At 54.8% G+C, this 23,361-nt stretch carries 19 protein-coding genes and 1 pseudogene; 5 read left to right on the top strand and 15 right to left on the bottom strand.

Features of this window, described 5'->3' with window-relative positions:
- Positions 1 to 311: IS630 family transposase (locus D886_RS0125170; RefSeq protein ID WP_027596534.1), on the top strand; the 311-nt coding region annotated here is incomplete at its 5' end.
- Between the two features lie 230 nt (positions 312 to 541).
- Here D886_RS0125170 and D886_RS0125165 read toward each other — a convergent pair.
- The 8 genes from D886_RS0125165 to D886_RS0125130 all read right to left on the bottom strand — a co-directional run bounded on the left by D886_RS0125165 (position 542) and on the right by D886_RS0125130 (position 10,802).
- Entirely contained in the window at positions 542 to 1,852 is a 1,311-nt protein-coding gene (locus D886_RS0125165) for an OprD family porin (RefSeq protein WP_050580797.1), read from the bottom strand.
- A 159-nt stretch (positions 1,853 to 2,011) separates the two neighbouring features.
- Positions 2,012 to 3,295, bottom strand: a complete 1,284-nt coding sequence (locus tag D886_RS0125160) for an NAD(P)/FAD-dependent oxidoreductase (RefSeq protein ID WP_027596532.1) — start codon at positions 3,293 to 3,295, stop codon at positions 2,012 to 2,014.
- Between the two features lie 367 nt (positions 3,296 to 3,662).
- Complete coding sequence (locus D886_RS0125155; RefSeq protein WP_027596531.1) at positions 3,663 to 4,679, bottom strand: glutamate cyclase domain-containing protein; 1,017 nt, start codon at positions 4,677 to 4,679, stop codon at positions 3,663 to 3,665.
- A complete protein-coding gene (locus D886_RS0125150; RefSeq protein WP_027596530.1) occupies positions 4,679 to 5,986 on the bottom strand; it encodes a selenocysteine synthase in 1,308 nt (435 codons plus the stop codon). Before D886_RS0125150 ends, D886_RS0125155 begins: the two co-directional genes overlap by 1 nt.
- 28 nt (positions 5,987 to 6,014) lie before the next feature.
- Positions 6,015 to 7,010, bottom strand: coding sequence for a glutamate cyclase domain-containing protein (locus D886_RS27320; protein ID WP_050580796.1), 996 nt, complete (start codon positions 7,008 to 7,010; stop codon positions 6,015 to 6,017).
- A 4-nt stretch (positions 7,011 to 7,014) separates the two neighbouring features.
- Positions 7,015 to 8,337: an MFS transporter gene (locus D886_RS0125140; protein WP_081717238.1), complete on the bottom strand. Its 1,323-nt coding sequence runs from the start codon at positions 8,335 to 8,337 to the stop codon at positions 7,015 to 7,017.
- A 62-nt stretch (positions 8,338 to 8,399) separates the two neighbouring features.
- Positions 8,400 to 9,887, bottom strand: coding sequence for an aldehyde dehydrogenase family protein (locus D886_RS0125135; protein ID WP_027596528.1), 1,488 nt, complete (start codon positions 9,885 to 9,887; stop codon positions 8,400 to 8,402).
- A 27-nt stretch (positions 9,888 to 9,914) separates the two neighbouring features.
- The gene (locus D886_RS0125130) at positions 9,915 to 10,802 is read right to left on the bottom strand and encodes an NAD(P)-dependent oxidoreductase (RefSeq protein ID WP_027596527.1); all 888 of its coding nucleotides are present in this window, start codon (positions 10,800 to 10,802) and stop codon (positions 9,915 to 9,917) included.
- 705 nt (positions 10,803 to 11,507) lie between these two features.
- On the opposite strand from D886_RS0125130, the gene D886_RS0125120 reads away from it, so the two are divergent.
- Positions 11,508 to 12,657 (top strand): IS3 family transposase gene (locus tag D886_RS0125120; RefSeq protein WP_155951476.1). Its coding sequence is split into 2 segments (ribosomal slippage): positions 11,508 to 11,758 and positions 11,757 to 12,657, totalling 1,152 coding nucleotides; the frame shifts between segments, so codons are not numbered across the junction.
- A 15-nt stretch (positions 12,658 to 12,672) separates the two neighbouring features.
- Here the strand turns inward: D886_RS0125120 and D886_RS0125115 are convergent.
- The 6 genes and pseudogenes from D886_RS0125115 to D886_RS0125095 all read right to left on the bottom strand — a co-directional run bounded on the left by D886_RS0125115 (position 12,673) and on the right by D886_RS0125095 (position 17,927).
- Positions 12,673 to 13,395, bottom strand: coding sequence for a FadR/GntR family transcriptional regulator (locus D886_RS0125115; RefSeq protein ID WP_027596525.1), 723 nt, complete (start codon positions 13,393 to 13,395; stop codon positions 12,673 to 12,675).
- Between the two features lie 67 nt (positions 13,396 to 13,462).
- Positions 13,463 to 14,218 carry a methyl-accepting chemotaxis protein gene (locus D886_RS28965; protein WP_371098686.1) on the bottom strand — a complete coding sequence of 252 codons (756 nt, stop codon included), beginning with the start codon at positions 14,216 to 14,218 and terminating at the stop codon, positions 13,463 to 13,465.
- A 99-nt stretch (positions 14,219 to 14,317) separates the two neighbouring features.
- Positions 14,318 to 15,073, bottom strand: a pseudogene (locus D886_RS28960) (MCP four helix bundle domain-containing protein); the annotation flags it as partial.
- A gap of 156 nt (positions 15,074 to 15,229) precedes the next feature.
- Entirely contained in the window at positions 15,230 to 15,439 is a 210-nt protein-coding gene (locus tag D886_RS0125105) for a hypothetical protein (RefSeq protein ID WP_027596523.1), read from the bottom strand.
- 153 nt (positions 15,440 to 15,592) lie between these two features.
- Positions 15,593 to 16,705, bottom strand: coding sequence for an FAD-dependent monooxygenase (locus D886_RS0125100; RefSeq protein ID WP_027596522.1), 1,113 nt, complete (start codon positions 16,703 to 16,705; stop codon positions 15,593 to 15,595).
- A gap of 223 nt (positions 16,706 to 16,928) precedes the next feature.
- Positions 16,929 to 17,927 (bottom strand): fumarylacetoacetate hydrolase family protein, encoded by a 999-nt coding sequence (locus tag D886_RS0125095; RefSeq protein ID WP_027596521.1) that lies wholly within the window; start codon positions 17,925 to 17,927, stop codon positions 16,929 to 16,931.
- Positions 17,928 to 18,315: 388 nt separating this feature from the next.
- Here D886_RS0125095 and D886_RS0125090 point away from each other — a divergent pair, with 388 nt between their 5' ends.
- From D886_RS0125090 to D886_RS0125080, 3 genes are read left to right on the top strand one after another with little or no spacing between them, the layout of a single operon-like run.
- Positions 18,316 to 19,323: an ornithine cyclodeaminase family protein gene (locus tag D886_RS0125090; RefSeq protein ID WP_027596520.1), complete on the top strand. Its 1,008-nt coding sequence runs from the start codon at positions 18,316 to 18,318 to the stop codon at positions 19,321 to 19,323.
- A 45-nt stretch (positions 19,324 to 19,368) separates the two neighbouring features.
- On the top strand, positions 19,369 to 20,379 hold the full coding sequence (locus tag D886_RS0125085) for a dihydrodipicolinate synthase family protein (RefSeq protein WP_027596519.1): 1,011 nt from the start codon (positions 19,369 to 19,371) through the stop codon (positions 20,377 to 20,379).
- Between the two features lie 26 nt (positions 20,380 to 20,405).
- Positions 20,406 to 21,863 (top strand): NAD-dependent succinate-semialdehyde dehydrogenase, encoded by a 1,458-nt coding sequence (locus D886_RS0125080; RefSeq protein WP_305366902.1) that lies wholly within the window; start codon positions 20,406 to 20,408, stop codon positions 21,861 to 21,863.
- Between the two features lie 509 nt (positions 21,864 to 22,372).
- On the opposite strand, the gene D886_RS0125075 is transcribed toward D886_RS0125080, so the two are convergent.
- A complete protein-coding gene (locus D886_RS0125075; protein ID WP_177323911.1) occupies positions 22,373 to 23,275 on the bottom strand; it encodes a transporter in 903 nt (300 codons plus the stop codon).
- Positions 23,276 to 23,361: the final 86 nt, after the last annotated feature.

Genomic DNA, 23,361 nt, shown 5'->3' with positions numbered 1-23,361 from the left:
ATCTGATCATGGATAACTATGCGACTCACAAGACTGACAAGGTCAGGGCGTGGCTTGCGGCGAGGCCACGCTACAACATCCACTTCACGCCCACCTCGGCATCCTGGCTGAATTTGGTTGAGAGGTTTTTCTCAACGCTGAGCGAGAAGTGGATCAAGCGGCAGGCACATGTCAGCGTTAAGGATCTGGAGGCGTCGATTGAGCACTACCTGGAAACCTACAACCAGAATCCGAAGCCATTTCGGTGGCACAAGAAGGCCGAGGACATCCTTGCCTCAGTCGCTCGCGCGGCACGAGCGCTGGGTAGATGATTTTCAGTGGTATTTCTGAAACACCACACTAGATTTAGCACGATACCTTCACCTCCCTAGTCGGCAATCCGTCTCAAGCACAAGCAAGGACTACTTGAGCAGGCCGCAGAAACTGCACCGAGAGAGGCTTGATCCAGCTCTACCTCGGGTCAATCCGCCCGGCCATAACACGCTTCCCCCCGCAAGGCGGTGGGCCAGGAACGCCCACTACCTAGCCTTTGGATCAACCACTAGAACAGAGGAATTGAATAGCTCACGTATAGACGGTTCTCATCGGTGTCGTTGGCGGCGCTGCCCCGCAGGGCCCCATTGAGCCATGTGACGCCGAGTCCTTTAAGAATTCCGGACTGGACGACATAAGACAGCGAAATATCGCGCTCCCACTCGTTCAGATCACCCCTCGCAGATTTGACATTGCCCCCTGACAGATACATGACCTTCGAGCTCAAGCCTGGTAACCCAGCCGCAGAGAAGTCGTATGCATATCCAGCCATCCATGTACGCTCACCGGCACGAGTAAAGTTCGTGATCTGGCTATTACTGGTCAAATAGACCGTAGACCCCGAACCCTGGTTGATGAAAGGCATATTGCTGTCACCATTGACGGTCTGGAAGCCACCAATGAACGAATGCCCAGCGACAACATATGTGAATGTTGCACCGAACGTGTCGTTATCGACCTCACCCTTCGTGATGCCACTCCCATAGTATCCAGTGCTGACATAACCCTCAGCACGACCGGAGGAGCTAGCGTTCTTCCCATCCGACTCACTATGGAAGTACCGCAGATCGGAAGTGAGCTTACCCGTTGCCAAGGGAAGCGTATGGACTAGCCCTGCAAAATTCTGGGAGTAGAAATCTTCGAGATTTGAAATGTAATACTGAGCGAGCAAATTAGGGCTGATTTTGTAATCAAAACCACCGAAATAGAATTTGTTGCTCCTTTGCCCTGCCAGTCCGCCTGCTCCTGCAATGGCCAAGCCGAGAGAGTCCGTAGAATTACGATCCTTGACTTTCTCCAATCCCCCAGCAGTGACGGTGAGGTTCTCGAATTCCTTGGAGGTTACCTGCACTCCCTTGAACCACTGCGGAATCAAACGGCCATCATTGTTCACCAAGATGGGCAATACAGGTTGGAGTGTGCCGTAGCGGGCTTCTGTACTGGAGATCTTGGCCTTAGCGGTGAGCCCTAGAGCACTGAATTCATCAACCGCCTTTTCGCCATCGCTAGGGAAAAATGCGCTGCCGTTGTGCCGACCCTCTCCAGAGTCGAGCTTGATGCCCAGTGCACCAATCGCATCAACGCCAAACCCAACTGTACCGTCCGTGAAGCCAGACTGGTATTTGAGCAAAAAACCCTGCCCCCATTCCTCCTGCTTCACCTGTTTGGTCTGTCGACTATCGTTATTGAAATAGAGATTTCGCATCGACAACGTAGCTTTAGAGTCCGAAATGAAGTCGGCCTGCACTACTCCACTAACACTAATCAGAATGACTAGCGAACTGGAGAAGAAGGACTTCACGAAGTCACGCTTAACCATGAACCACAACTCCAATTGCACTTTTGTTATTAGCGGTAAACCGCTGCTTTGGCAGATTGCGAGCTAAAGACAACGCTTAAATAAAAACACTATTCATAGAATGGAAGGCGCATCGATAGACTCCAATCAATGCGCCAATAGGCGCCAAGTCGAGATATTTCAGTGCAACCTCAATTTCGGTCGGGTTTTACGCTGCAGATACTCAGCAAGCGCTTTTAACAGCATTCGCGGCGTACCATAGAGCGCAGCTTGGTGCAATCTATAGAGGGAGGTATAAAGCGTCTTGGCAATAAGCCCTCGCGTTATTACTTTACCACTGAAAATTCCGCTCAGGCTGCCGATTGCGTCGAAGGAAGCCAACGAAATCAATGTACCCTTGTCTTCATATTTGAAGTCAAGAAGTGGCTCGCCGTCCAAGTGCCGCTCCAGATTCTTACACAGCAGCGCAGCCTGCTGGTTAGCAGCTTGGGCACGCGGCGGTACGAAACGTCCGCTGGTATCATCCAACGGGCAAGAAGAACAGTCACCTATTGCGAAGATCGAATCATCCAGAGTCGTCTGAAGCGTTCGCTTTACGTTTAACTGATTGATTCGGTTAGTTTCAAGACCATCCAGTGTCTTCAGAAACTCTGGTGCCTTGATGCCTGCCGCCCAAATTTTCAGATCGGCGTTAAGCGTTTCGCCGTCAGCGAGAACGACACCGTTCTCAGTGACTTCTTTGACCGCAGTGCCGACACGAACATTGATGCCCAGTTCATTAAGGCCATTGTGCACCGCCTGGCTGGCTTTTTCGTTAAGTACGGGCAAGACACGCGGGCCCGCTTCAAGCAGCGTAATATTCAGAGTGGATGGGCACGCGTGCTTGACACCGTACCCTTTGATTACACGTACAGCATGCTGGAGCTCGGCGCACAACTCTACACCAGTAGCCCCTGCCCCCACGATGGCAATCTCGAGTGGATGAGCCGTATCAGAGGCATGTGAGCGCATGTAGCGATTGAGCAGCACTCCATGGAGCCGCTCAGCCTGCGCTCTGCTATCCAGGAACTGGCAATGCTGCTGAACGCCTGGTGTTGCAAAATCATTGCAATGACTACCGACAGCCATTACCAGAGTGTCATACTCGATTTCCCGTTCCTGCCAAGAAGATCCACTCGGTGCAGTCAGGCGGACGGCCTTGCTGGTGCGATCAATTCCCGCCATGCGACCGTGTTGAAAGTGGAAGTGGTTCCATTTGGCTTGAGCAATATAATTAAGCTCGTCGACGCCAGGGTTCAGAGAGCCAGCGGCCACTTCATGAAAAAGCGGCTTCCAAATGTGGGTCAAGTTGGCATCAACCAACGTAATCGTAGCGTGATTTCGCCGACCGAGCGTTTTACCTAACCGAGTAGCCAGTTCGATGCCGCCGGCGCCGCCACCAACAATTACAATTCTGTGTTTCATTACCAAACCCTGAAGGAAGGAGCATGACTTCCCCAACGCACAAACTTTGGTGATTAACCAATTAGCGGCATTTGAGGATGAAAATAAATTCGCTAGATCGCTGACAGCCTAGCTTGACCATCAAAAAACTAGCTTTATTTACAAGCCCGTTGGCAGCCTGTGCAAGACACTCAACAACCAACGGGCGAGGTCAAATCAGTTGTATCCTAGTACCGCGACAGCATCGATAAACTCCTCAACCTTACCTTGCGCAAGCCGAGGTTTAGCGACAACTGAAGGGAGAGGCTTACTTTTGCCTGATAGGCCAACTGTATAGCTCTGCTCAGGAAGCCGTTTTGATAAAATCGAAGAGTTTGTCTTGTTCATACTAGACCTTCAGGGCTGGCCTTATGATTGCGGTGACCATTTCGGCCAACGCCAAGTGACTGCTCAATGGGATGCCATCAACGTTTGCGTCTGTAATCCCTACTACAGAGTTGATCAGTCCTACATCAACGCCCCGACGAAGCAGATTGCCTTCCATTTCTGGGGTGTGGATCAGTCGCGAATCACCGGTGCGGATTGCCATCGCGGCAGCGATGGCGTAGCAGCCCCAGTTCGAACACGCCGCAGTGACCAGAACATCTGCTGGGGTAACAGCTCCAATACCGCCACCGCACCCACACGACCCTTCAGCACCAAACTTAACGTGGCCCTGGACAGAATCATTGACAAGGCCCATGCCTATTTCATTACCACCGTCACCCACTGCTATGGTTGGGATCTCACGGCGAATCGCTTCGTCGAAAACGAAATCGATGCGAGCACGCTCCATTCCGTAGTCGATGCCACGCATGCTGTAGTAAATGCCGTTGCGATTTCGGCCTACGCGTTCGGTGGAGAACAGCACTGAAGGTTGAAGCTCGTCCAGGAGCTTAGGCGCCGCGATGGCGGCCTCTTCATCTGTCACTGTGAAGCCTTGAACGCACACTGTCGCCAGGCTCTTGTCCTTGGCCGCTTTACGAGCCTGCTCATAAGGCAGAACAGTCAAGCCTGCAGTGGTCAGAATGGCTTCCATTGGACGACGCAGTGTTTCTTCGATCAGCACCACTGGAGTGACGTTACGCGCCAGTACCAATGCACGCACCACCGCTGCCAGACCAGCCGGGCCATCGTTTTCGCCGATTTCCGGAGACAACCAGGCACGAGATACCGAGCCGGTTGTCACAATGACGGTAGAACCCTCAGGAGCTGCCAGCAGCGCTTCAGCAGCAGCGCCCACCAGAGGCCGGCCTATGCGAGCGCGAGCCTCCTTGTAAAGATGCTCGACACCACGACCACCGATGTCCAAGGAGATCAGTTGATCGAGACGATGATCGAAGGAAGTGTATTTAGAATCAGACATCATTTGCCCCCCAGGATCAGGTCGATCATTGCTGCGGAATCGTGAATGATGGCTGCGACTTTCGTCAGCGACTCGTCGAACGATTTTATGATTGCTTCCTGACCACCGACGCGGCGAATTGCATCGCCGGAAGGTTTCAAGCGCACAGATACTCGTGCGCCTGGCTGACCATGGGTGTTGACGGTGAGTATCCCGTAATCACGCAGCAGGATCATGCCCAACGCAGAGGTCGCCTCACATGGCACCACCGGTGCTTTATCGGACTCTATGCCAGCACGCTTCAGAATGATTCGGAGGATATCGTCCTCATGAACCATTGGGCCCAAGTCGCTTACTTGTACGCAGTCACCCAGCAGCTTGATCAGATCCGCTGCGAGCGCCTTGCCGGCTTTGGCTTCATCAATCAAATGCTGAGGGTCGTAGCTCTGAAGCGAACGCATCACACCAGCGGAGATCGGTGCCCGTGCTTCCATTCCGTACTCAGCACCCTTTGCAGCAGCCGCCCCGATCATGTCCTTCGCACCAACCAGAATGCCGGCACGTGGCCCAGGAAGGCCGGCCTTGTCACAGTTGGTCACCGCCAAGTCTGCACCAGTCTTGAGGCTCTTAATGCCGCTATGCAGCACCGGACGCAGCCGTGCACCGTAAGCCTCGTCCAGAAACACACGAGAGCCAAACTGCTTAACGTAATCCACCACGCTTAAGGTGATGTTGTCGCTAAGCAGTTCCAGACTGCTGGTGACGGTAGTAACGACAACCAAGCGTGGCTCATTCGCCTGCAGAACACTTCGCCAATCAGCGGAACCTTGCACCTCGACCAGTGGAACACCCGCAAGCTTCGCACCGCGAACGACAGAAGCGTGCGAACGGCCACCAGGAGGAACGATCGATACAACCGTTCGACCGCCCGAGCACGATGCAATTACAGACACGATTGCAGCACTGGTGCGGTTGAAAATGGCGACGCTATCGGTTTCTTCGTCGCCACCCAGGTGCTCAATCGCCAGTTTGTTCAGGCGAGTGGAGCTCAGACCGGGGCCAACCCACTCTTCACAGTAGGTGTCCAGGTCGGTTGCCTTCACCAGATAGTCCCGCTGATTGCCAGTGAAGATGCCGATCGATTCGGAACCATGTTCAATAACACGACTGGCTGCGACCGTTTGACCGTGGCGAAGGCGAGCGCCCTCATCGGTGCTGGAGCGAATAATGTTGCCGCGAGCGAAACCCACTACCGGATCAATTTCATTGCCAAATGAATCAGTCTTAACCGACACCTGTGCACCTTCGACATTGCTTTTGATGTTCATAATTACCGTTCCTGGTGGCGTGAAACGCCTACCGAGAGACTTTCACTATCGAATTCAACAACTGGACAAACGCGGCATGCCCATCGAGATCGATGCCGTCCACAGACGCCTGGTGCAGTCCATTTGCACCATCTCGTCCGCCGCCTCTCACACACGCCTCGACCATGTCACGCTCAAGTTCCGGCGAATGGATCAGATCCGGTTTGCCGGTCAAATAAGCCAGCGCGGCACAGATCGCGTAAGCACCCCAGTTCGATACCGAGGCCGCCACAACCACATCGGTAGCAGTGACGGTGATCACTCCCGAGGCGAAGCCTCCCTTGGAGATGGCGCCCAGCGGATGAACTGCTGTTACCGCAGCGCGGACATCACCGAACCCCACCTCATTGCCACCGTCACCTACACCGACGGTAAGTATGTTTTGCGCCTTGGCCAGATCGGCCAGTAGGTACACGTGACCCACAGCATCTGGCTCGCGGAAGTCACCACGGACGCCGTGGAAGTAGCCCTCGGCGTTAGGGCCATCGCGCTCCACAAAGACCACAGCGGTGGGGTTGTACTCTTGGAACAACCCTTTTGCTGCTTGGCGACCTGCTTCTAGGCCTTTTGGGAAGCTGACAACGGTAATCGAGCCTTGGCCATCAAGTGCTTGGCTGGCGACCTCTGCACAAGCCTCGACCGGTGCCAGGTGGATATCTTCCGTCACCAGTACCACGCGGCATCCAAATCCGCGCGCCAGTGCCCTTGCCAATACAGCAGCACCAGGCGGGCCATCCGTTTCGCCCTGCGGAAGAGCTGGTGCAACTCCAGCGCCGGTGGCAATGAACACAGTGTCACCAGGCTTGATTCGATTATGCAGATACTCCGCGGCCAGCATGCTCAATGGCGCACCATGATACTTTCTGCAGATGTCATACAGCGGTTGGACATATCCCGATGGAAGCCCCCCCGTAAGGGGACGTATTTCCACAGTCATCAACCTATCAATTCTTTCGCCGACTAGGGCGTTGTAAATGTTAGTCATGTCATCACTCGTTAATGTCAATTCGATAAGTTTCTTTGGTCATCGAGATACAGATCAGAGTAATAACAGCCGCTGCCACTACGAACCACGACACCGCCATGGAGTTACCAGTGGTCGCTACAAGCCAAGCCGCGATGATCGGTGTTGGGGCACTGGAAACAATGCCGGAAAGTTGATACGCGACAGACGAACCACTGAAACGGTATTTGGTTTTGTATTGCTCAGCGTAAATCACGCCATGCAGAGAGCCAGTAGACGCGTGGCCGATACCCAAGCCCAACGCCAACGCCAAGGTGATGTAGTACGGATCAGCAGTATTCAGCAGGGCGAAGAACGGGAAGGCGTAGAGAGCAAAGAAGATTGCACCAAAGCCATAAACTTTCTTACGACCGTACTTGTCAGACAGCCACCCAAACACAGGCTGCATGAACAGATCTACTGCAGCGCCTACCATCAATGCGTTAGAGGCGACGCTACGTGGCAGGCCCAGGGTTTGTGTAATGTAACTCAAGGCGTAAACGGTGATGAGGAAGTAGCCAACGTTAGCAGCCGTCTGGAAGAAGGCCATAACAATGGTTTTCTTCTTCTCGTACTTCCAGACGCTGAGCAGCGGAGCTTTCTCGATTTCACCTTTTTCCGCGACTTTCTCAAAGGCCGGAGGCTCAGACACCTGCAGACGGATATACATGCCGACTACCAGCAGTACTAGGCTGAAGATGAAAGGAAGGCGCCAGCCCCACGAGAAGAATTGCTCATCTGGAAGCATGGATACCAAGGCAAACGCACCCGCCGATACCAAAAGGCCCGCAGGAACCCCCATTTGCATGGTGGCACCCCACAATCCTCGCCGCCCTTCAGGCGCGTGCTCTACAGACATGAGCGCTGCACCGCCCCACTCACCGCCAAGAGCAAAACCCTGGATAATTCGAAGTACAATCAGTAAAGCAGGCCCCCATATACCGGCTTGAGCATATGAAGGGAGAAAGCCGATAGCTGCTGTGCAAAGACCCATCAGCATCAACGTAAAGACCAACAACTTCTTCCGGCCCATGCGGTCACCGAAGTGACCAATCACAATCCCTCCAATTGGTCGAACTACAAAGGCGACCGAGAACGAGATCATCGACATCAGCGTAGCCATTTCTGGCGACATATTGCTGAAGAATACCTTAGGAAACACGAGAGCAGCGGCAGTACCATAAATGAAGTAGTCGTACCACTCTACGGTGGTTCCGATGAAGGAGCCTAATGCAGCTTTGACGGAAGTCTTATTTGCACCCTTACTTTCTTCTTGATGCTTGATAGCACCTGCTGTTTGCACGTTCATATGCCCTCTCGATGTCGCCAGTCGCCGGTGGTATCCCACCGGCTTATATTTATAAGTATGGGTTAGACGTTGATCGTTACGCTTTTACGCGACGTATAGCTTTCCAGCGCGCTTTCGATGGAATATTCGGCACCGATACCACTGCGCTTGGCACCACCGTAGGACATGCCTGGGATCTGGCCGCCTGCACGGTTAACCTGCAACCAGCCGGCGTCGATTTGCTCAGTGACACGTAGTGCCGTAGTCAGGTCATTGGTGAACACGTAGGCAGCAAGACCGTAAACGGTATCGTTTGCCCACTGGATAACCTCTTCTTCTTTTTCCCAAGGCAGAGCCACCAGGACTGGGCCGAAGACCTCTTCCTTGCAAACGCGCCAAGAATTATCCACGCCGGTCAAAATCACCGGCTCTGGATAGAAGCCTTTGGCTGTTTCAGGCGAAGCTGGAACCGAGCCGGTCAGAACCTCGGCGCCCGAGTCGATCGCTTCCTTGATGAAGTTCCGGACTTCGGTGTAGCGCTCAATGTTGATGATTGCTCCGATGTCAGTGTTCTCATCCAAAGCGTCGCCGATTCGCAACTCGCGCACCTTGCCCACTACACGCGTCATCACCTCATCCCATACGCTCTTGTGAACATACAGACGCGAACCAGCGGTGCAAGACTGGCCCTGACGTGCGAAACGCATGGCAGCAATGATGCCGTTGACGGTGGCATCAATGTGTTCAGGGGTAGCAGCGTCTGGATAGACGATGCATGGGCTCTTTCCGCCCAACTCCAGAGTTGCGCGACCGATCCGATCAGCTACCGCGTGAGCGATCAGCTTGCCTACTTCAAGCGACCCGGTGAACGAAACCTTAGCGACGTCTTCGTTAGTCGAAAGAGGCGCGCCTGCCTCGATACCCGAGCCGGTAACGATGTTGAAAACCCCAGCCGGGAAGATGTCAGCAGCGAGTTCAGCGATCTTCAGCACAGCGAGCGGAGCATCTTCAGCAGGCTTGAGGATCAGGGTGTTACCGGTACCCAGGGCCATACCGATCTTTACAGCAGCCAGAACCAGCGGGGAGTTCCACGGAATGATTGCGCCCACAACGCCCAGGGGTTCGCGGGTGGTGTAGCTGAACAGACCTGGGCCCAGCGGCAGGGTTTCACCTTTCTGCTCGGCAATGGTACCGCCATAGTAACGCAGGACTTCGGCAGCGCTCTGGGTTTCAGGACGGCTTTGAGTACGCAGAGCGTTACCAGTCTCTGCTGCCAATACGCGAGCGATCTCTTCCTGGTGTGCAGTGATACGGTTGCCCAGCTCGATCAACATCGCACCACGAGCACGTGCAGCGAGGCGGCGCCAGGTTGGGAAAGCAGCTTTGGCAGCGGCGACCGCGCTGTCGACATCATCCTTGTCGCTTGCACCGATGGTGGCCAGCGGAGAGCGGAAGCAAGGGTTTTCTACAACCATCGTCTTGCCGTTAGCAGGAGTGCGCCACTCGCCGTTTACGAATAGGCCAGTGATCCCGGCTGCTGGAAGTACAACAGAGTTATTTGCAGTAGACATCTTCATGGTTCCTTAAATGGCGAAGGATCAGTTGCCCGACAGGCTCAGGCGCACACCGAGCAGCTTTTCGTAGAGCTCGTTGACGCTGGTCGAATCCTTGCCACCCAGACCATTCAAACGAGCGGCGTTGTATGTTTGCAGAACCAGCTGACCCAGAGGCATGGAGTAGTTGCTGAACTCCTGCAAGCACAGGGAGATGTCCTTATGCATCAGGTCGATAGCGAAATTGGCTGGACGCTCTTCGGTGAACAGGGTCTTCGGCAGGTAATCCAGCATCTTGCTGCCGGCCAGACCAGCACCAAACACATCACAGAGAACCTGGAGATTTGCACCAGCCTTGACGCTGACAGACAGGACTTCACCCAGAGCAACAGTGTTGATCGCGGTCAGCAGGTTGTGGCTCAGCTTGGTCAGTTGACCTGCACCGACAGGGCCGCAATGAACGATGCGCGAAGCGAGGATTTCGAGTTCCGGACGAGCAGCGGCGATAACACTTTCATCACCACCGATCATCAGAACGAGGTTGCCCGAGGCCGCGCCTGCTACACCGCCGCTGACTGGGGAGTCGATGAACTTGACGTCTTTAGAGGAGCATTGAGCTGCGATGGCTTTAGTAGTAGCCGGGTCGACGGTGCTGAAATCGACGATGATTGCGCCAGGCTTCGCAGATTTCAGAACACCGCTTTCACCACTTACTGCATCCAGAAGAGTTCTCGGGCTCGGGAGGCTGAGCAGGATACGCTCTGCGGACTCGGCTGCGGCTTGTGGGCTCGAAGCTGCAATTGCACCTTTCGCAACCAGCTCGTTGACAGCGGTATTGTTGGGGTCAAAGACAGACACCTGATGGCCAGCTTCGATCAGCCTGGCAGCCATGCGGGAACCCATGCGGCCAACACCAATAAATCCAATTTTCATTTCAGACCTCTACCTTACCGTTAATTGTTCTACCAAGCGCCGCTCGGCTTTTTAGGCTGGTCATCGCTTGATTCGCTCAAGCGGCGCCTCGGAGTGGGCCTAATATAGGAAGGGCTTAAAGGAAAATAAAAGTTGTATATTTTGACGCTATAGGAAATTTTATCTTTCCAATAGACATGACACATAAGAGCAAAAGCATGCCCCATGAGAGCTCACCCTAAAGCCCCGTAATTGTTGGACTACGTACGCATGCAGCGAAGCGACGCACCAAATGAGTGCTAAATCGACTACTTTTCCGAGATATGGAAATATTTTTAAGAAGAAAAAGTAATAAGCGCGGATGGATAGAGCCGGATCATTTAGCAGCTATTGCGCTTAGCAATAGCCTTCCTACGAATTGAATTCTGCGTAGCTCATAACCCCCGGTTGACTAAGGTAGCGAATCGATCGCCGGTGCTATTCCCTCTGCCATTTCGCGGCAAAAAACCCGCCAATCTGTCAGAAACCATGCCCCCAAACGATGCATGACTAAATCCAAATTCCCCACCAGATCAGGTTGAGCCGGGATGACTGGGTTGTCCGAGTAGGCCTAGCAGAACAGCGGCAAACTCCCTGCTGATAGGCCCTAGAGCTGGGCACGGGTGAATCGCCCCTGGTTCCGTAGACGCCTCCAAGCCTCATAATGAGGCCCAAATAGGAGGTGCCATGAGTCGTCAGCGTTACCCTGAAGAATTCAAGATCGAAGCGGTCAAGCAAGTGACCGAGAAAGGCAAGCCTGTAGCCGACGTTGCCCAGCGCCTGGGCATGTCCGCTCACAGCCTCTACGCCTGGATCAAGCTCTACAGCAAACCCCAAGAGCAGCGTCAGCAAGACGATGACCAGCAAGCCGAACTGCGCAAGCTGCGCGCTGAGCTCAAGCGCGTGACGGAAGAGCGAGACATCTTAAAGAAGGCCGCGCGTACTTTGCCAAGGAGTGCGGCTGAAGTACGCCTTCATCAAGAAGCACTCGACGGATTACCCGGTGCGGCGCCTTTGCCAAACCCTCAAGGTGCATCCCAGCGGCTACTACGCCTGGCTGGCCGAGCCTCAATCTGCCCGAGCAAAAGAAGATCATCGTCTGCTTGGCTTGATCAAACAGGCTTGGCTCGAAAGCGGAGGTGTGTACGGCTACCGCAAAATTCATGGTGACCTGCGTGAACTGGGAGAGACATGCGGGCGAAATCGAGTCGGTCGTTTGATGCAGGCAGAGGGGTTGCGTTCGCAAACGGGCTATCGCCGTCGTCCTGGGTTTTATGGCGGAAAGCCAACAGTGGCATCTCCCAAACACCTTGCCCGGCAGTTCAAGGTCAGCGAGCCGAACAAGGTCTGGGGGACAGATATCACTTACATCCGCACCTATGAAGGATGGCTGTATCTGGCGGTAGTGCTGGATCTGTTTTCTCGCCAAGTGATTGGTTGGTCAATGAAGCCAAGGATGTGCAGCGACCTGACTATCGACGCGATGCTGATGGCCGTTTGGCGACGCAAGCCACAGCAGCAAGTGATGATTCACTCAGACCAAGGCAGTCAGTTCAGTAGCTCAGATTGGCAAAGCTTCCTTAAGGCTAACAATGTGATCAGCAGCATGAGCCGACGAGGAAACTGCCACGACAATGCCGTAGCCGAGAGCTTTTTCCAGCTTTTGAAGCGGGAGCGAATCCGACGAAAGATCTACGCAACGCGTGACGAAGCCCGAAGTGATATTTTCGATTACATCGAGATGTTCTATAACCCAAAACGCCGACACGGCAGTGCTATGCAGCTGTCTCCAGTAGAGTATGAGAAACGCTATTTTCAGAGCTTGGAGAGTGTCTAGGAAACCAGGGGCGATTCAGTGGCGTAGTAACGCCTGGTCAAAAAGCTCTTTGCTGCGGGTAAGATGCATGCGCATAGCCATCCTCGCTCCCTCAGGGTCACGTCGAGCAATAGCCGCGAAAATAGTTTCATGTTCATACTGCAAACGCTGCATATAACTCGCTTGATCTCGTTGAGCAAGACGTAGCGAATTGATCCTTGAGCGCGGGATAACACTCCCCCCCAAATGGCGGGTAACATCCGCGAAATACTGATTGCCGCAGGCTTGTGCAATGCAAAGGTGAAATCTAAAGTCCTCTAGCACCGCACCATTGGCATGGTTGGATTTATCGTTGAGTTCATCCAAGGCAGCCCGCAAATCAGCCAACTGCTCATCACTGCGTCGTTGCGCCGCCAAACCAGCGGACTCTACTTCAAGGGCTATACGCAGCTCCAGCACATGCAATACGTCTCGGATGGAACTGATGGCGGAGACATCAATCTTGAAAATATTTAGTGCTGGGCCCTGCACAAACGAACCTATCCCGTGTCGCGTCTGGACCAGTCCTGTCGCCTGCAACTGAGATACAGCCTCACGTACTACAGTACGACTAACGCCGTGCTCGGCCATGAGCTCCGCCTCAGTTGAAAGCTTGTCCCCGAGATTGAGCTGACCACTGCGGATGCGCTCAGTTAATACAGCCACCAATTGCTGCGACAAGCTACGCAATCTGTCCCCTGGTATTTGATGCTGTGTCATAGTGGTTCCTGCAGTCAGAAGCGGACACCTAGTGTGGTCTTTCAGAAATACCACACTAGACAGTGCCTTAAGCCTCAAATCTTGAAACAAGTTGCTGCAAGTGCCCCGCTAACTCGGAAAGATCGCCACTTGCCTGATCAGTTTGTGTGACGCCTTCAGATGCTTCCTTGGACAGTCCCTGTATTTTCAGCAGGCTCCGATTGACGCTTTCCATCATCCCCTCCTGCTGATCAGCTGAACCGGCAATGACCCTACTTCGCTCAATGATCGTCTCGATTGAGGCCTGAATATCTCTTAAAGCCTGGTCAGCGGACCCAGCCAGACTCAGAGTGATCTCCGCACTTTCTGAACTGCGCCGCATTGACGAAACTGCCCGTTCCGTCACCTCCTGAATGCCCCCGATGAGCACCTCGATCTCATGGGTTGAGTTCTTAGTTCTAAGCGCCAAGGCCCGAACTTCCTCTGCGACTACTGCGAAGCCGCGCCCAGCGTCACCTGCCCGGGCCGCCTCAATGGCAGCGTTGAGCGCGAGAAGATTCGTTTGCTCCGCGATTGAGCGAATGACCTCGATGATTCTGGTGACGTTTGCAACATTCATGGCCAGCTCGCCGACCTGTGCGTTTGTCAGCGAAACCTCTTCAGTAAGCTCAGAGATGGAGTTGACCATCCGAGCGAACTGTTCACAGCCCGATCTCACGCTTTGATCGGAAATCTGAGAGGCCTCCGCAGTCCTGGCTGCGTTCTTTGCGACCTCCACCACTGCGAGCGTCGCGACATTCACAATAGAAACCGCTGACACAACCTCCTCATTCTGCAACTTCATTGCCCTTGAAGAAGATGTGGTGACTACTTTGAGCTCAACTGCAGAGGCCGCAATGCGGGTGGATGACTTGGTGATCGCCTTGATCATCTCCCTCAGACCGTCCTGCATGAGGTTTAGCGAGCTAAGAACCTGAGCAGGCTCGTCTCGGCCCTGGGCGTCTATCTTGACGTCCAGCCTTCCCAGGGCAACCCTCTCAACCACCTGCACTGCGCGCCGAAGGGGTCGCACAATGCTCTTGGTGTAAAAAATCGCTAAACCCACCGTTACCAGTAAAGCGATTAATACGGCAGCGATGATACCCCGCCGGGCACTGTCCCGGGCCTCGAGAAGCCCTACCGTGGCTTTCTCATAACCTTCCATGTTTAGCTTCATGAGTTCCTCGGTTGCCATCCCAAGCCGAGTCCCATAGCCAATTATTGCTCCCCTCAGCATTGAGGAAGCCGAGGCCAGATCGCCAGAAGAAATTGCACGGATGATATTCTCCTGCTCAGTGGTATAGATCTTGTCAGTCTGGTCGAACTGATCGAATACACTTCGCTCTTCCACACTCGTCAGCCCGACATTGACCTGTTCCTTCAGCGACTGAACTTCACCCACAAGCGCTTTCAGTTGGCGAAGACCGACCGCCCTTGCCGCTGGATTTTCCAGAGAGGAGAGTTGAGCAAGAAATACATGATTCCTAAGCTGTGCTTTAACCAGGTTACTGAGATTGACTATATTGGGCAGCCACTTCTCATTGATGACCGCAGATTGCTTCGCCATCCTTTCCATTTTATGAATAGAGAACGTACCCAAAAGAAAAACAATCAGCGCGATGATGCCAAAACTAAATGCCGAGCGCGGCGCCAATTTCATACTTCGTAACATATCGCCCCCGTATAGCCAAAGGCAGCAAACAAGAAAGCGCCTGACGAGGACCGTACAGGCGCACAAGTAACGCAAGGGACAACAACAATAGGCGCTAAATAGCACTCAAACCATTGAGGAATATCTGACCTCGTAGCCTACAGGTCAAAAGGCCAGCTTCTTGATCACAAGAAATACACCAATGAAGCCGCTGGCCAATCCACTGAAAAACCCACTCATGCCGTTGCCGATGGAATTATCAAGTGGATTGAGTGGAAACGGCGCAAGGTAATATGCAACAAGAAAGGCCACAACTGCGGAGATAACGCCACCAACAAGGCCAGCCACAACAGATTCTTTCAAAGCAAGACTCATAGTAGTTCCTCTGTTTTTATTTTCGGACGTACATCAACAAACAACCCTCCCCAGGCGAGGAAGATCATTGGCCAGGTATTTCTTTGAGCCCTCTACTGTCCTAGATTCGCCGTTTTCAGGCGAACCGAGGACTCATCCTTGATGGATAGGGAATTAGAGCGGACGCCCCAAATACTGGTAGGTCTGCAGTAGCAGCCCAGCCGATCTCTCTCGGTTACCCAACGCGTCTTCCTGTTCATTCCTGCACAACTGCAGCGATGCGTCGCAGATCGTCTTACAACGTTCAAATCGACGATTGGAGTACATTTCAAGAGCAGCTTTTGCTGTGGTGGTGGCAGCAATGCTTTCAGCAAGGACAACAGCATCTTCGATGGCCATGCCACCGCCAGAGGTCATGTGAGGCGTAGGAGCGTGTGCGGCGTCGCCGAGCAGAATCACACGATTGCGATGCCAAGGCGCCGGCACCAGTGTGATATCCAGCGGACGGAAAATGACCTGCTTGGCATCGGTCACACGCTCGAGCGAGTCGCGGATTGCCGGAGCAGTGTACTCCATCAAGCGCTCCCGAATGAGATGATGAGCCTCTCCCTCCGGAATGCGCAGAGGCTCTTTACTGTTTTCGAGATAGAAGATGTAGCAACTTTCTTGCGACGTCGGGAACGATCCCACCGTATGACCCGTGGGAGTGCGATAAAGGCAGAAAGCATCGATTTCAGCGGGCCTCGGCGCATTGAAACGCCAGACACTTTGACCAGCAAATCGAGGGCTGCAGTCTGTACCGAACACCTGACCACGAATCTTCGAGTAGACCCCGTCTGCCGCAACCACCAAGTCGTATGTTGCCTCGCGGCCGTCCGAAAAGCGAACGTCGACGCCATCCTCACGATTGACCAGATTCTCTACGGTCAAACCGCGATCGATAACTGCACCAGCACCCTCGGCGGCAGACTCGAGGATGCCAGCCAGTTCCGGGCGGCGAATCCCACAGCTGGGAGGTGCAGGGTTGGTTACCAGAAGCTCGCCTGCCGAATTGAACTGGCGAAACTTATCGAACCGGTAACCACTATCCAGGCAAGGCTCCGCGAGACCGAGACCTGTGAGAGCCCGCATCGCGTTGTGAAGCATACAGATTCCAGAACCGGTAATCGGAGCCTCAGGCTTGATATCGATACAGTGAACATCAACACCAATTCTGCGGAGCGCGAAAGCTGCTGTGGCGCCCCCGATTCCGCTGCCCACGATCAGGACGCGTTTAATTGCATTCATTCTTGTCTCCTCTCCGCTTCTGTGGCGGGTGGTAACTGCTATAGCAGGTGTAGTCGCCCGCACATGGCTCAAAGCTCTGCACGAGGCTGGTCACATTCGCGCCTCTTACTGACCGGCTCGGACGCTGAACTAGCCACCCGGAGCGGGTCGAATTACTCTCTATGCTCAAATCTCGCGGTTTGACATGTTCAAAGACCGAAATTAAAAGCGGAACATCGATTGTTTACATGAACGGATCGCGACGCTCGGGCCACCAAGACTCTTCCGGACGCTGCCCGATGCGATTGCGCAGGACACCGACACCGCCCACGTCCAGTTCCACCACATCGCCCGGGTTCAAGCTACGCCCCAGCTCGAGTGCCGAGCCATCACCCATGGTACCGGAACCGATGACATCGCCAGGCTGGATGTGGTCGCCGATAGAGACGTAGGCAATCAATTCCTCCGGGGTCCAGAGCATCTCGGACGAATCACCCTCGCCCCAGGTCTCGCCGTTAACGCGAACGGACATCTTAATGGCGTTCAGATCGGAGAATTCGTCAATTGTGGTGATCCACGGGCCGATGCCGTAGGCGAAGTCCTTACTCTTGGTCGGCCCCATACCTATTGCGAACTCGTTGGCCTGGAGATCGCGAGCGCTGAAGTCGTTGAAGATGGTCACGCCGAACAGGTGGGCAAGAGCGGTGTCGGGAGTGATGTTATTGGCCCGGCTCCCGATGACCCAACCGATCTCGAGTTCGTAATCGATACGCTGGCCGCGAGCAGGCCACGGTACCTCAGCGTCATGACCGATGACGGTCCAGGGCGAGCCCTTGAAATAGCCGGGGATCTCCAGCAGGGCCGGCTGTGGCGTGACATTCATTCGCTCGTGGAATTGGCGGATGTGCTTTGTGAACGTCAAGCCATCACGGACCACTGAAGGATCGCACGCCGCGCCCCACTTCAGACCGTCCATGGCCAGCGACGCATCAGCCCCGTTTTTCTCAGCCGCTTCAGCAGCGGTATCCAGGAACTGCTGACCCAAGGCGATGGCAGCAGACATGCTTTCGGGGAAGACCGTGGACGCATAGCGAAGAGCAGCTTCGCGAGTAGCGCCCTTAGCTTGAAGACGCAGAGCTTCAGCGGCGCGCAGATCAATGACTCTGTTCTGCTCCGGCAGAACCATGCAGATACGCTGTACGGGACCGTCCAGACCTTCAACCACAAACCGACCTAGTTTCATCACTTTCTCCCGAGGGGTTGTCGTGCTCTCTCGAGAGTAAACTATACGTATCGTTTCGAAAGTGCAACCAATTCCAATCACTCCTCGGAGTTGACCCTATGTATTGACTCAATGAGCCTTGCTTGGAAAGAATGTTTTGGATACGATCCGTTTCGTTTATCTTACAATCATCCCAGCTGAGCACCACAAGCAAGGGCCTGACTGAGTTGTCTTGGGCATCGAGAGGGCCAGACCACTTGAAACCTTCAACCGCCTCACGAGGAAGGCTATCTGGCTGCAGATCCATGGAGCCGTGTAGTCAGAGACGTCCCTGCAAAGCACTCATCGCCGAAACAGGGACGCCCTGCTATTGCTCCCCCCGCAACCGCCGTTCTTTGGAATCCATCATATGACTGCCAATCTTAAGAACCCCGTATTCGTTTCCAGTGACACAGCTCGAGCCGTCTTTCGCTGGAAAGACGCTATTGCCGCCCTCCAGAAGGCATACGGCCACTCCATCCCTCCGAAAGCGACGCCACCTCGCACGGTCGCAGTGCTTGAAAAAACATGGCTACGCAACCTGCCTGCAATTCCTCCTGGCAGCCGATACTACGGCGCCAAACTGATGGGTTCGAACATGGGGGGCGATGCGCCTCCTGGCATCGAATACGTCATTGTCCTGTTTGATCGGACCACCAACCGAATCGCAGCCTTCGTCGACGGCAACCTGGTGACGGGCTACCGCACAGCCTCAACTTCAGCCGCTGCGTTGGATCGACTTGCCCCCAAAGGCCCTGCACGCCTGGCAGTACTGGGTAGCGGCCTGGAAGCAGCGATGCACACCCGCGCGTTTGCAAGTGTTCGCGAGCTCACCGAAGTCAATGTATTCAGCCCGACGCCTGATCGTCGCGCAGCCTTCGCCGCAGCAGTAACCGCAGATATCGGCATTCCGGCCAGAGGTGTCGCATCCGCCAAGCAGGCAGTGGAAGGTGCAGACATCGTGCTGACCGCCGCCCGCTCGCGCGGCGAGGAGCCGATTCTTTTTGCCGAATGGCTGAAGCCCGGCGCAACCGTTGTCTCGATTGGTTCGACCATTCCTGAACAGCGCGAGATAGACGTTTCGGTGGTTGAGCGCAGCGACATCATCATCTGCGACACACTGGAAGAGGTGCTCGAGGAAACTGGGGACATGTTGGCTGCCAAAGCAGCAGGCGTTGAGTTCCAAAACAAGGCATTCAGCCTGGCCGACCTCATGGGCGGCGCCTGCGCCGATGCCCTGGCAAAAGCTCGCGCCCCGATGTTCAAGTCTGTCGGCGGCGGTCTGCAGGACATCGTCGTCGCGGAGCTGATTCTAACCAAGGCACTCGAAGCCGGCCTTGCCACCCCGCTCCCCATCGAATTCGAAACCAAACGCTAAACGAGCTTTTAGTCCAGATAAAGCAATCCACAGAGGAAACTGAACATGGCCAATTACAACAAAAAGGACGCCCGTGAGTGGGCACGTGAACACCTGCTCGGCGTGGCCAACGTCACCATTCCGACGATGACCTCCGACTTCAAGCGCATCAACGAAAAGGCAGTGCGACATGATGTCGAACTGGCGATCCAGCATGGCTTCGTGGGCACGCTGTCCTGCTCTGAGGTTGCGATCACTCAGGACCAGTACGTCGAGTTCTGCCAAATCATGGCTGACCAGGCCGCAGGCCGGATGGTCGTGGTTCACCATGCCGTATTCAACACCCTTGAAGACAACATCGAAGCCGTAAAGCGTGCCGAAGCTGCCGGCGCCGATGTGGTACTGCTGGGCTACCCGCCCTACTTCTACCCGAAGGACTACGAAGAGGTCTTCCAGTACACCAAGGCAATCTGTGACGCGACCAATCTCGGCGTGATCATCTTCCCGCTGCCGGCCTGGGGCTTCAGCCGACTGCACCCTGCAGACATCCCGCTCTCGGTCCTGCGTCGCATGGTCGACGAGATTCCGAACGTTGTAGCGATCAAGGCCGAAGGCGGACTGCCCTACATCATGTCAGCCATTGAGGTTCATCGTGAGTTCCACGAGGAGGTCGTGATCTCTTCCCCTCTGGAATACGAATACGTGCCCCTGGCCCAGGTCATGGACATTCCGTTCTGTGGGACCAACTACTCCGCTTACTACGGCCCGCTGCTGCCCCAGATCCACAAGCTGATCCGCGCAGGCAACTACGATGAAGCCACCCAGCTTTGGTACAAGATGGACCCGGCCCGCAAGGCTTTCGCCAGCCTCCCGATGGCTGCAAACGGTCTGCTGAATCGCATGATGTGGAAGTACCAGGGTTGGCTCCAGGGCTACAACGGCGGCCCGATGCCCCACCCCACTCAACGTGTATTCCAGCGCGATATGGCGGTACTGCGCAAAGGTCTCGAGGCCGCCGGTCTCAATCCCACCCGTGATGCAGACGAAGCCTTCTTCGTCGGCCGTAATCCCGTTTGAGGCCCGCCATGACCTGTGCAAATACTCTGCAACTGAAAGACCCCGACCTGCTGCGTCAAGCCATGCTAATCGATGGCCAGTGGGTTCCAGCCGACAACGGACAGAGCATCGAGGTCCGCAACCCAGCCACCGGCGAGCTGGTGGCTCATGTTCCCAATGGTGGTATGCGTGAAACTCAGCGTGCAGTAGCCGCCGCCGAGCGCGCCATGAAAGGCTGGCGTAAAACGCTGCCGAAGGAGCGCTCCAGGATACTTCGCAAGCTATTCGATCTGATGCTGGAAAACATCGACGACCTTGCGAAAATCATGACTGCCGAACAAGGTAAGCCCCTTGTAGAGTCCCGCGGCGAAATTACCTACGCCGCGGGCTTTATCGAGTGGTTTGCCGAGGAAGCAAAACGCGTTTACGGCGACATCATTCCGCACAACCTGGACGGTCGCCAGATCCTCGTGCAGAAGGCGCCGATCGGGGTGTTCGCAGCAATCACTCCCTGGAACTTCCCCTCGGCAATGATCACCCGCAAAGCGGGTCCGGGCTGGGCTGTTGGTTGCGCCGGCGTGATCAAACCCGCAAGCCAAACTCCGCTATCTGCACTGGCACTGGCAGTGCTCGCGGAGCGTGCAGGTCTGCCTGCAGGCGTCTGCAACGTCGTGACCGGCTCCGCTCGTGCAATCGGCGGCGAGCTGACGTCCAATCCAACTGTACGCAAGCTCTCCTTCACCGGCTCAACCGAGGTAGGCGCCCAACTGCTGGCTCAATGTGCACCGACCATCAAGAAGACCAGCATGGAGCTCGGCGGCAACGCTCCATTCATTGTCTTCGATGATGCCGATGTGGACGCGGCGGTGAAAGGTGCCATCGCAGCCAAGTACCGCAACACCGGACAGGCCTGCGTTGCTGCCAACCGGCTTCTGGTTCAATCGGGCATCTACGATACGTTCGCGCAGAAGCTCGCAGAGGCCACCGCGGCTTTGAAAGTTGGCAACGGCATGGACGAAGGCGTAGTGCTTGGCCCGCTGATCAATGATGAAGCGGTCAAGAAAGTCGAAGAGCACATCGCCGACGCGGTCGAGAAAGGCGCCCGGATAGCAACTGGCGGTAAACGACACACCCTGGGTGGGAGCTACTTCGAGCCGACCGTTCTCACAGATGTGCCGCACGAAGCGTTGATCTTCAACGACGAAACCTTCGGCCCGGTAGCCCCCTTGTTCCGCTTCGACTCTGAAGAAGAAGCGATAAACATGGCTAATGACACGCCGTACGGCCTGGCCGCGTATGTCTATGCGCGCGATGTGGGCAGGATCTTCCGCATCGTCGACAGCCTCGAATTCGGCATGGTCGGTGTGAACGAAGGGATGATTTCTACTGAGGTTGCTCCCTTCGGCGGCATTAAAAACTCCGGCCTCGGCCGCGAAGGCTCCAAGTACGGGGTAGAAGACTACCTGGAGATCAAGTACATCGCCCTTGGAGGTCTGAACCAGTAACCGCAGGCATCGCCAATGCTCGGCAGCCAGAGATGGCTGTCGAGTACTCCCCTAAGCATTTCCTCTGCTGCGCAGAGCAGCACTGTCGTTAGCTGCTAGCCCTCTATATAGCTCTCTTCCTTTTCCTCAGTGTTTCGCGGTCGACAACGCTACTGTTCAGGCTCCACAGATCTACATGCCTAGAGTCATAGAGTCGAGAGCTCCTTGCCAAATAGGGACACCATTGGGCTTTGACGATTTGCGCCGTCTTACCCCGCTACGCCGTCTAATCCGCTTCCTGTTCGTCAGGCCAGCATTTTGCCTCGGGCTTCTTTCAGATTCGCAGTCACCCACGACACCCTTGCCTCTGGCTAACACTTCCCCTTGCCGGGTGTGTAGAGGACTTTCAACTCCAAGTCGCCCGCTCAGCCACCATAGCCAAACGGGTTGCACTAACGCGCAACGCGCCATGCCTGGCGCACGCAAAAAAAAACGCCCAGCCATGCGACTGGGCGTTGCTGTAATTCATATCAGTACTTCAGAAAACCATTAAGCATGATGGTGTCGCCTTCCGAGGCATTACGGGAGTAAATGTCATTCTGGTAAGCGGCAACAATTCCCCAATCACGAGTGCCGTAGCCAACCTGTGGGCCGATTTTGGTGGTGCGGCTGCGATTACCTACATTATGACCTTGAGACTGATCGTCGTTCAGCTGAGTTGAGACGAATCCGCCCACGCCAACCAACCAGCTCTGGGTCACTCGATAGTTCAGACCATAATCAGCTACTAACTGAACGCCCGACTTATAGTCAGTATCGCTATTTTCCCAACTGTAGTTCAGGCTGATCTTCGAACTCAGTTCGACACGCTCCATCGGGAACCAAGTGAAGGCATAGGCCATGTATAGGGCGCGACTGTTGTTACCCGCGTTGATGAGCGCGTTCTTGTCATACTTACCCCACGGTTCGATCAGTTCAATATCGACGTTCTGCAGGTAGTTCGCAGACACCCAGCTGACCAAGAAGCCAAACATCGGATCGCCGATACCGCTGACGGAGTCACGCTCGAACGCACCAAGAGCCGGGATGTTAATGTGCCCCTTGACATAAGGAATCGCTGCCTGCAAAGAGACATCGCCGCCCAGCAACTTCGGACCGTCCAGGGTGTGAACAACTCGAATGGCGTGGGCGTGAACTCGACCCTTGGCCTTCGGAAAGACTTTATCGCCATCATTGTTTCGGACCGAATCGATATCGATAAGTTTATTGTACGTGTAGAAATGAGTTTCACCAGGAGCACCCACAGCGCCACTCATCACAGTTACGGTACCTGCTGGATAGCTAGAGCTCCCCCCCTCCAACGCATAAGTATGCGAAGCCAACAGGGAACCGACGAAACAGGTAACCACTCGCAAAGCACCAGCACTTTTCATGGATAGACTCCGCTTTGTTTTTGTTTTAGTTCTAATTGAGCCACCCGGAAAATAGAGTCCCCACCCAGCCATTTATTGGGACACGG

Origin of the sequence: Pseudomonas sp. LAIL14HWK12:I7, from assembly GCF_000483465.1 — a bacterium.
Lineage (GTDB): Bacteria > Pseudomonadota > Gammaproteobacteria > Pseudomonadales > Pseudomonadaceae > Aquipseudomonas > Aquipseudomonas kermanshahensis.
The sequence above is the reverse complement of the archived record's forward strand: the minus strand, read 5'-3'. Positions and strand labels throughout refer to the sequence as shown.

Coding starts and splice junctions, on each gene's coding strand:
- D886_RS0125140 (WP_081717238.1), bottom strand. CDS start 8,337: ATGAACGTGCAAACAGCAGGTGCTATCAAGCATCAAGAAGAAAGTAAG.
- D886_RS0125160 (WP_027596532.1), bottom strand. CDS start 3,295: ATGAAACACAGAATTGTAATTGTTGGTGGCGGCGCCGGCGGCATCGAA.
- D886_RS27320 (WP_050580796.1), bottom strand. CDS start 7,010: ATGACTAACATTTACAACGCCCTAGTCGGCGAAAGAATTGATAGGTTG.
- D886_RS0125150 (WP_027596530.1), bottom strand. CDS start 5,986: ATGAACATCAAAAGCAATGTCGAAGGTGCACAGGTGTCGGTTAAGACT.
- D886_RS0125075 (WP_177323911.1), bottom strand. CDS start 23,275: ATGAAAAGTGCTGGTGCTTTGCGAGTGGTTACCTGTTTCGTCGGTTCC.
- D886_RS0125135 (WP_027596528.1), bottom strand. CDS start 9,887: ATGTCTACTGCAAATAACTCTGTTGTACTTCCAGCAGCCGGGATCACT.
- D886_RS0125085 (WP_027596519.1), top strand. CDS start 19,369: ATGGCCAATTACAACAAAAAGGACGCCCGTGAGTGGGCACGTGAACAC.
- D886_RS0125105 (WP_027596523.1), bottom strand. CDS start 15,439: ATGAGTCTTGCTTTGAAAGAATCTGTTGTGGCTGGCCTTGTTGGTGGC.
- D886_RS28965 (WP_371098686.1), bottom strand. CDS start 14,218: ATGAAGTTGCAGAATGAGGAGGTTGTGTCAGCGGTTTCTATTGTGAAT.
- D886_RS0125100 (WP_027596522.1), bottom strand. CDS start 16,705: ATGAATGCAATTAAACGCGTCCTGATCGTGGGCAGCGGAATCGGGGGC.
- D886_RS0125115 (WP_027596525.1), bottom strand. CDS start 13,395: ATGACACAGCATCAAATACCAGGGGACAGATTGCGTAGCTTGTCGCAG.
- D886_RS0125165 (WP_050580797.1), bottom strand. CDS start 1,852: ATGGTTAAGCGTGACTTCGTGAAGTCCTTCTTCTCCAGTTCGCTAGTC.
- D886_RS0125095 (WP_027596521.1), bottom strand. CDS start 17,927: ATGAAACTAGGTCGGTTTGTGGTTGAAGGTCTGGACGGTCCCGTACAG.
- D886_RS0125155 (WP_027596531.1), bottom strand. CDS start 4,679: ATGTCTGATTCTAAATACACTTCCTTCGATCATCGTCTCGATCAACTG.
- D886_RS0125130 (WP_027596527.1), bottom strand. CDS start 10,802: ATGAAAATTGGATTTATTGGTGTTGGCCGCATGGGTTCCCGCATGGCT.
- D886_RS0125090 (WP_027596520.1), top strand. CDS start 18,316: ATGACTGCCAATCTTAAGAACCCCGTATTCGTTTCCAGTGACACAGCT.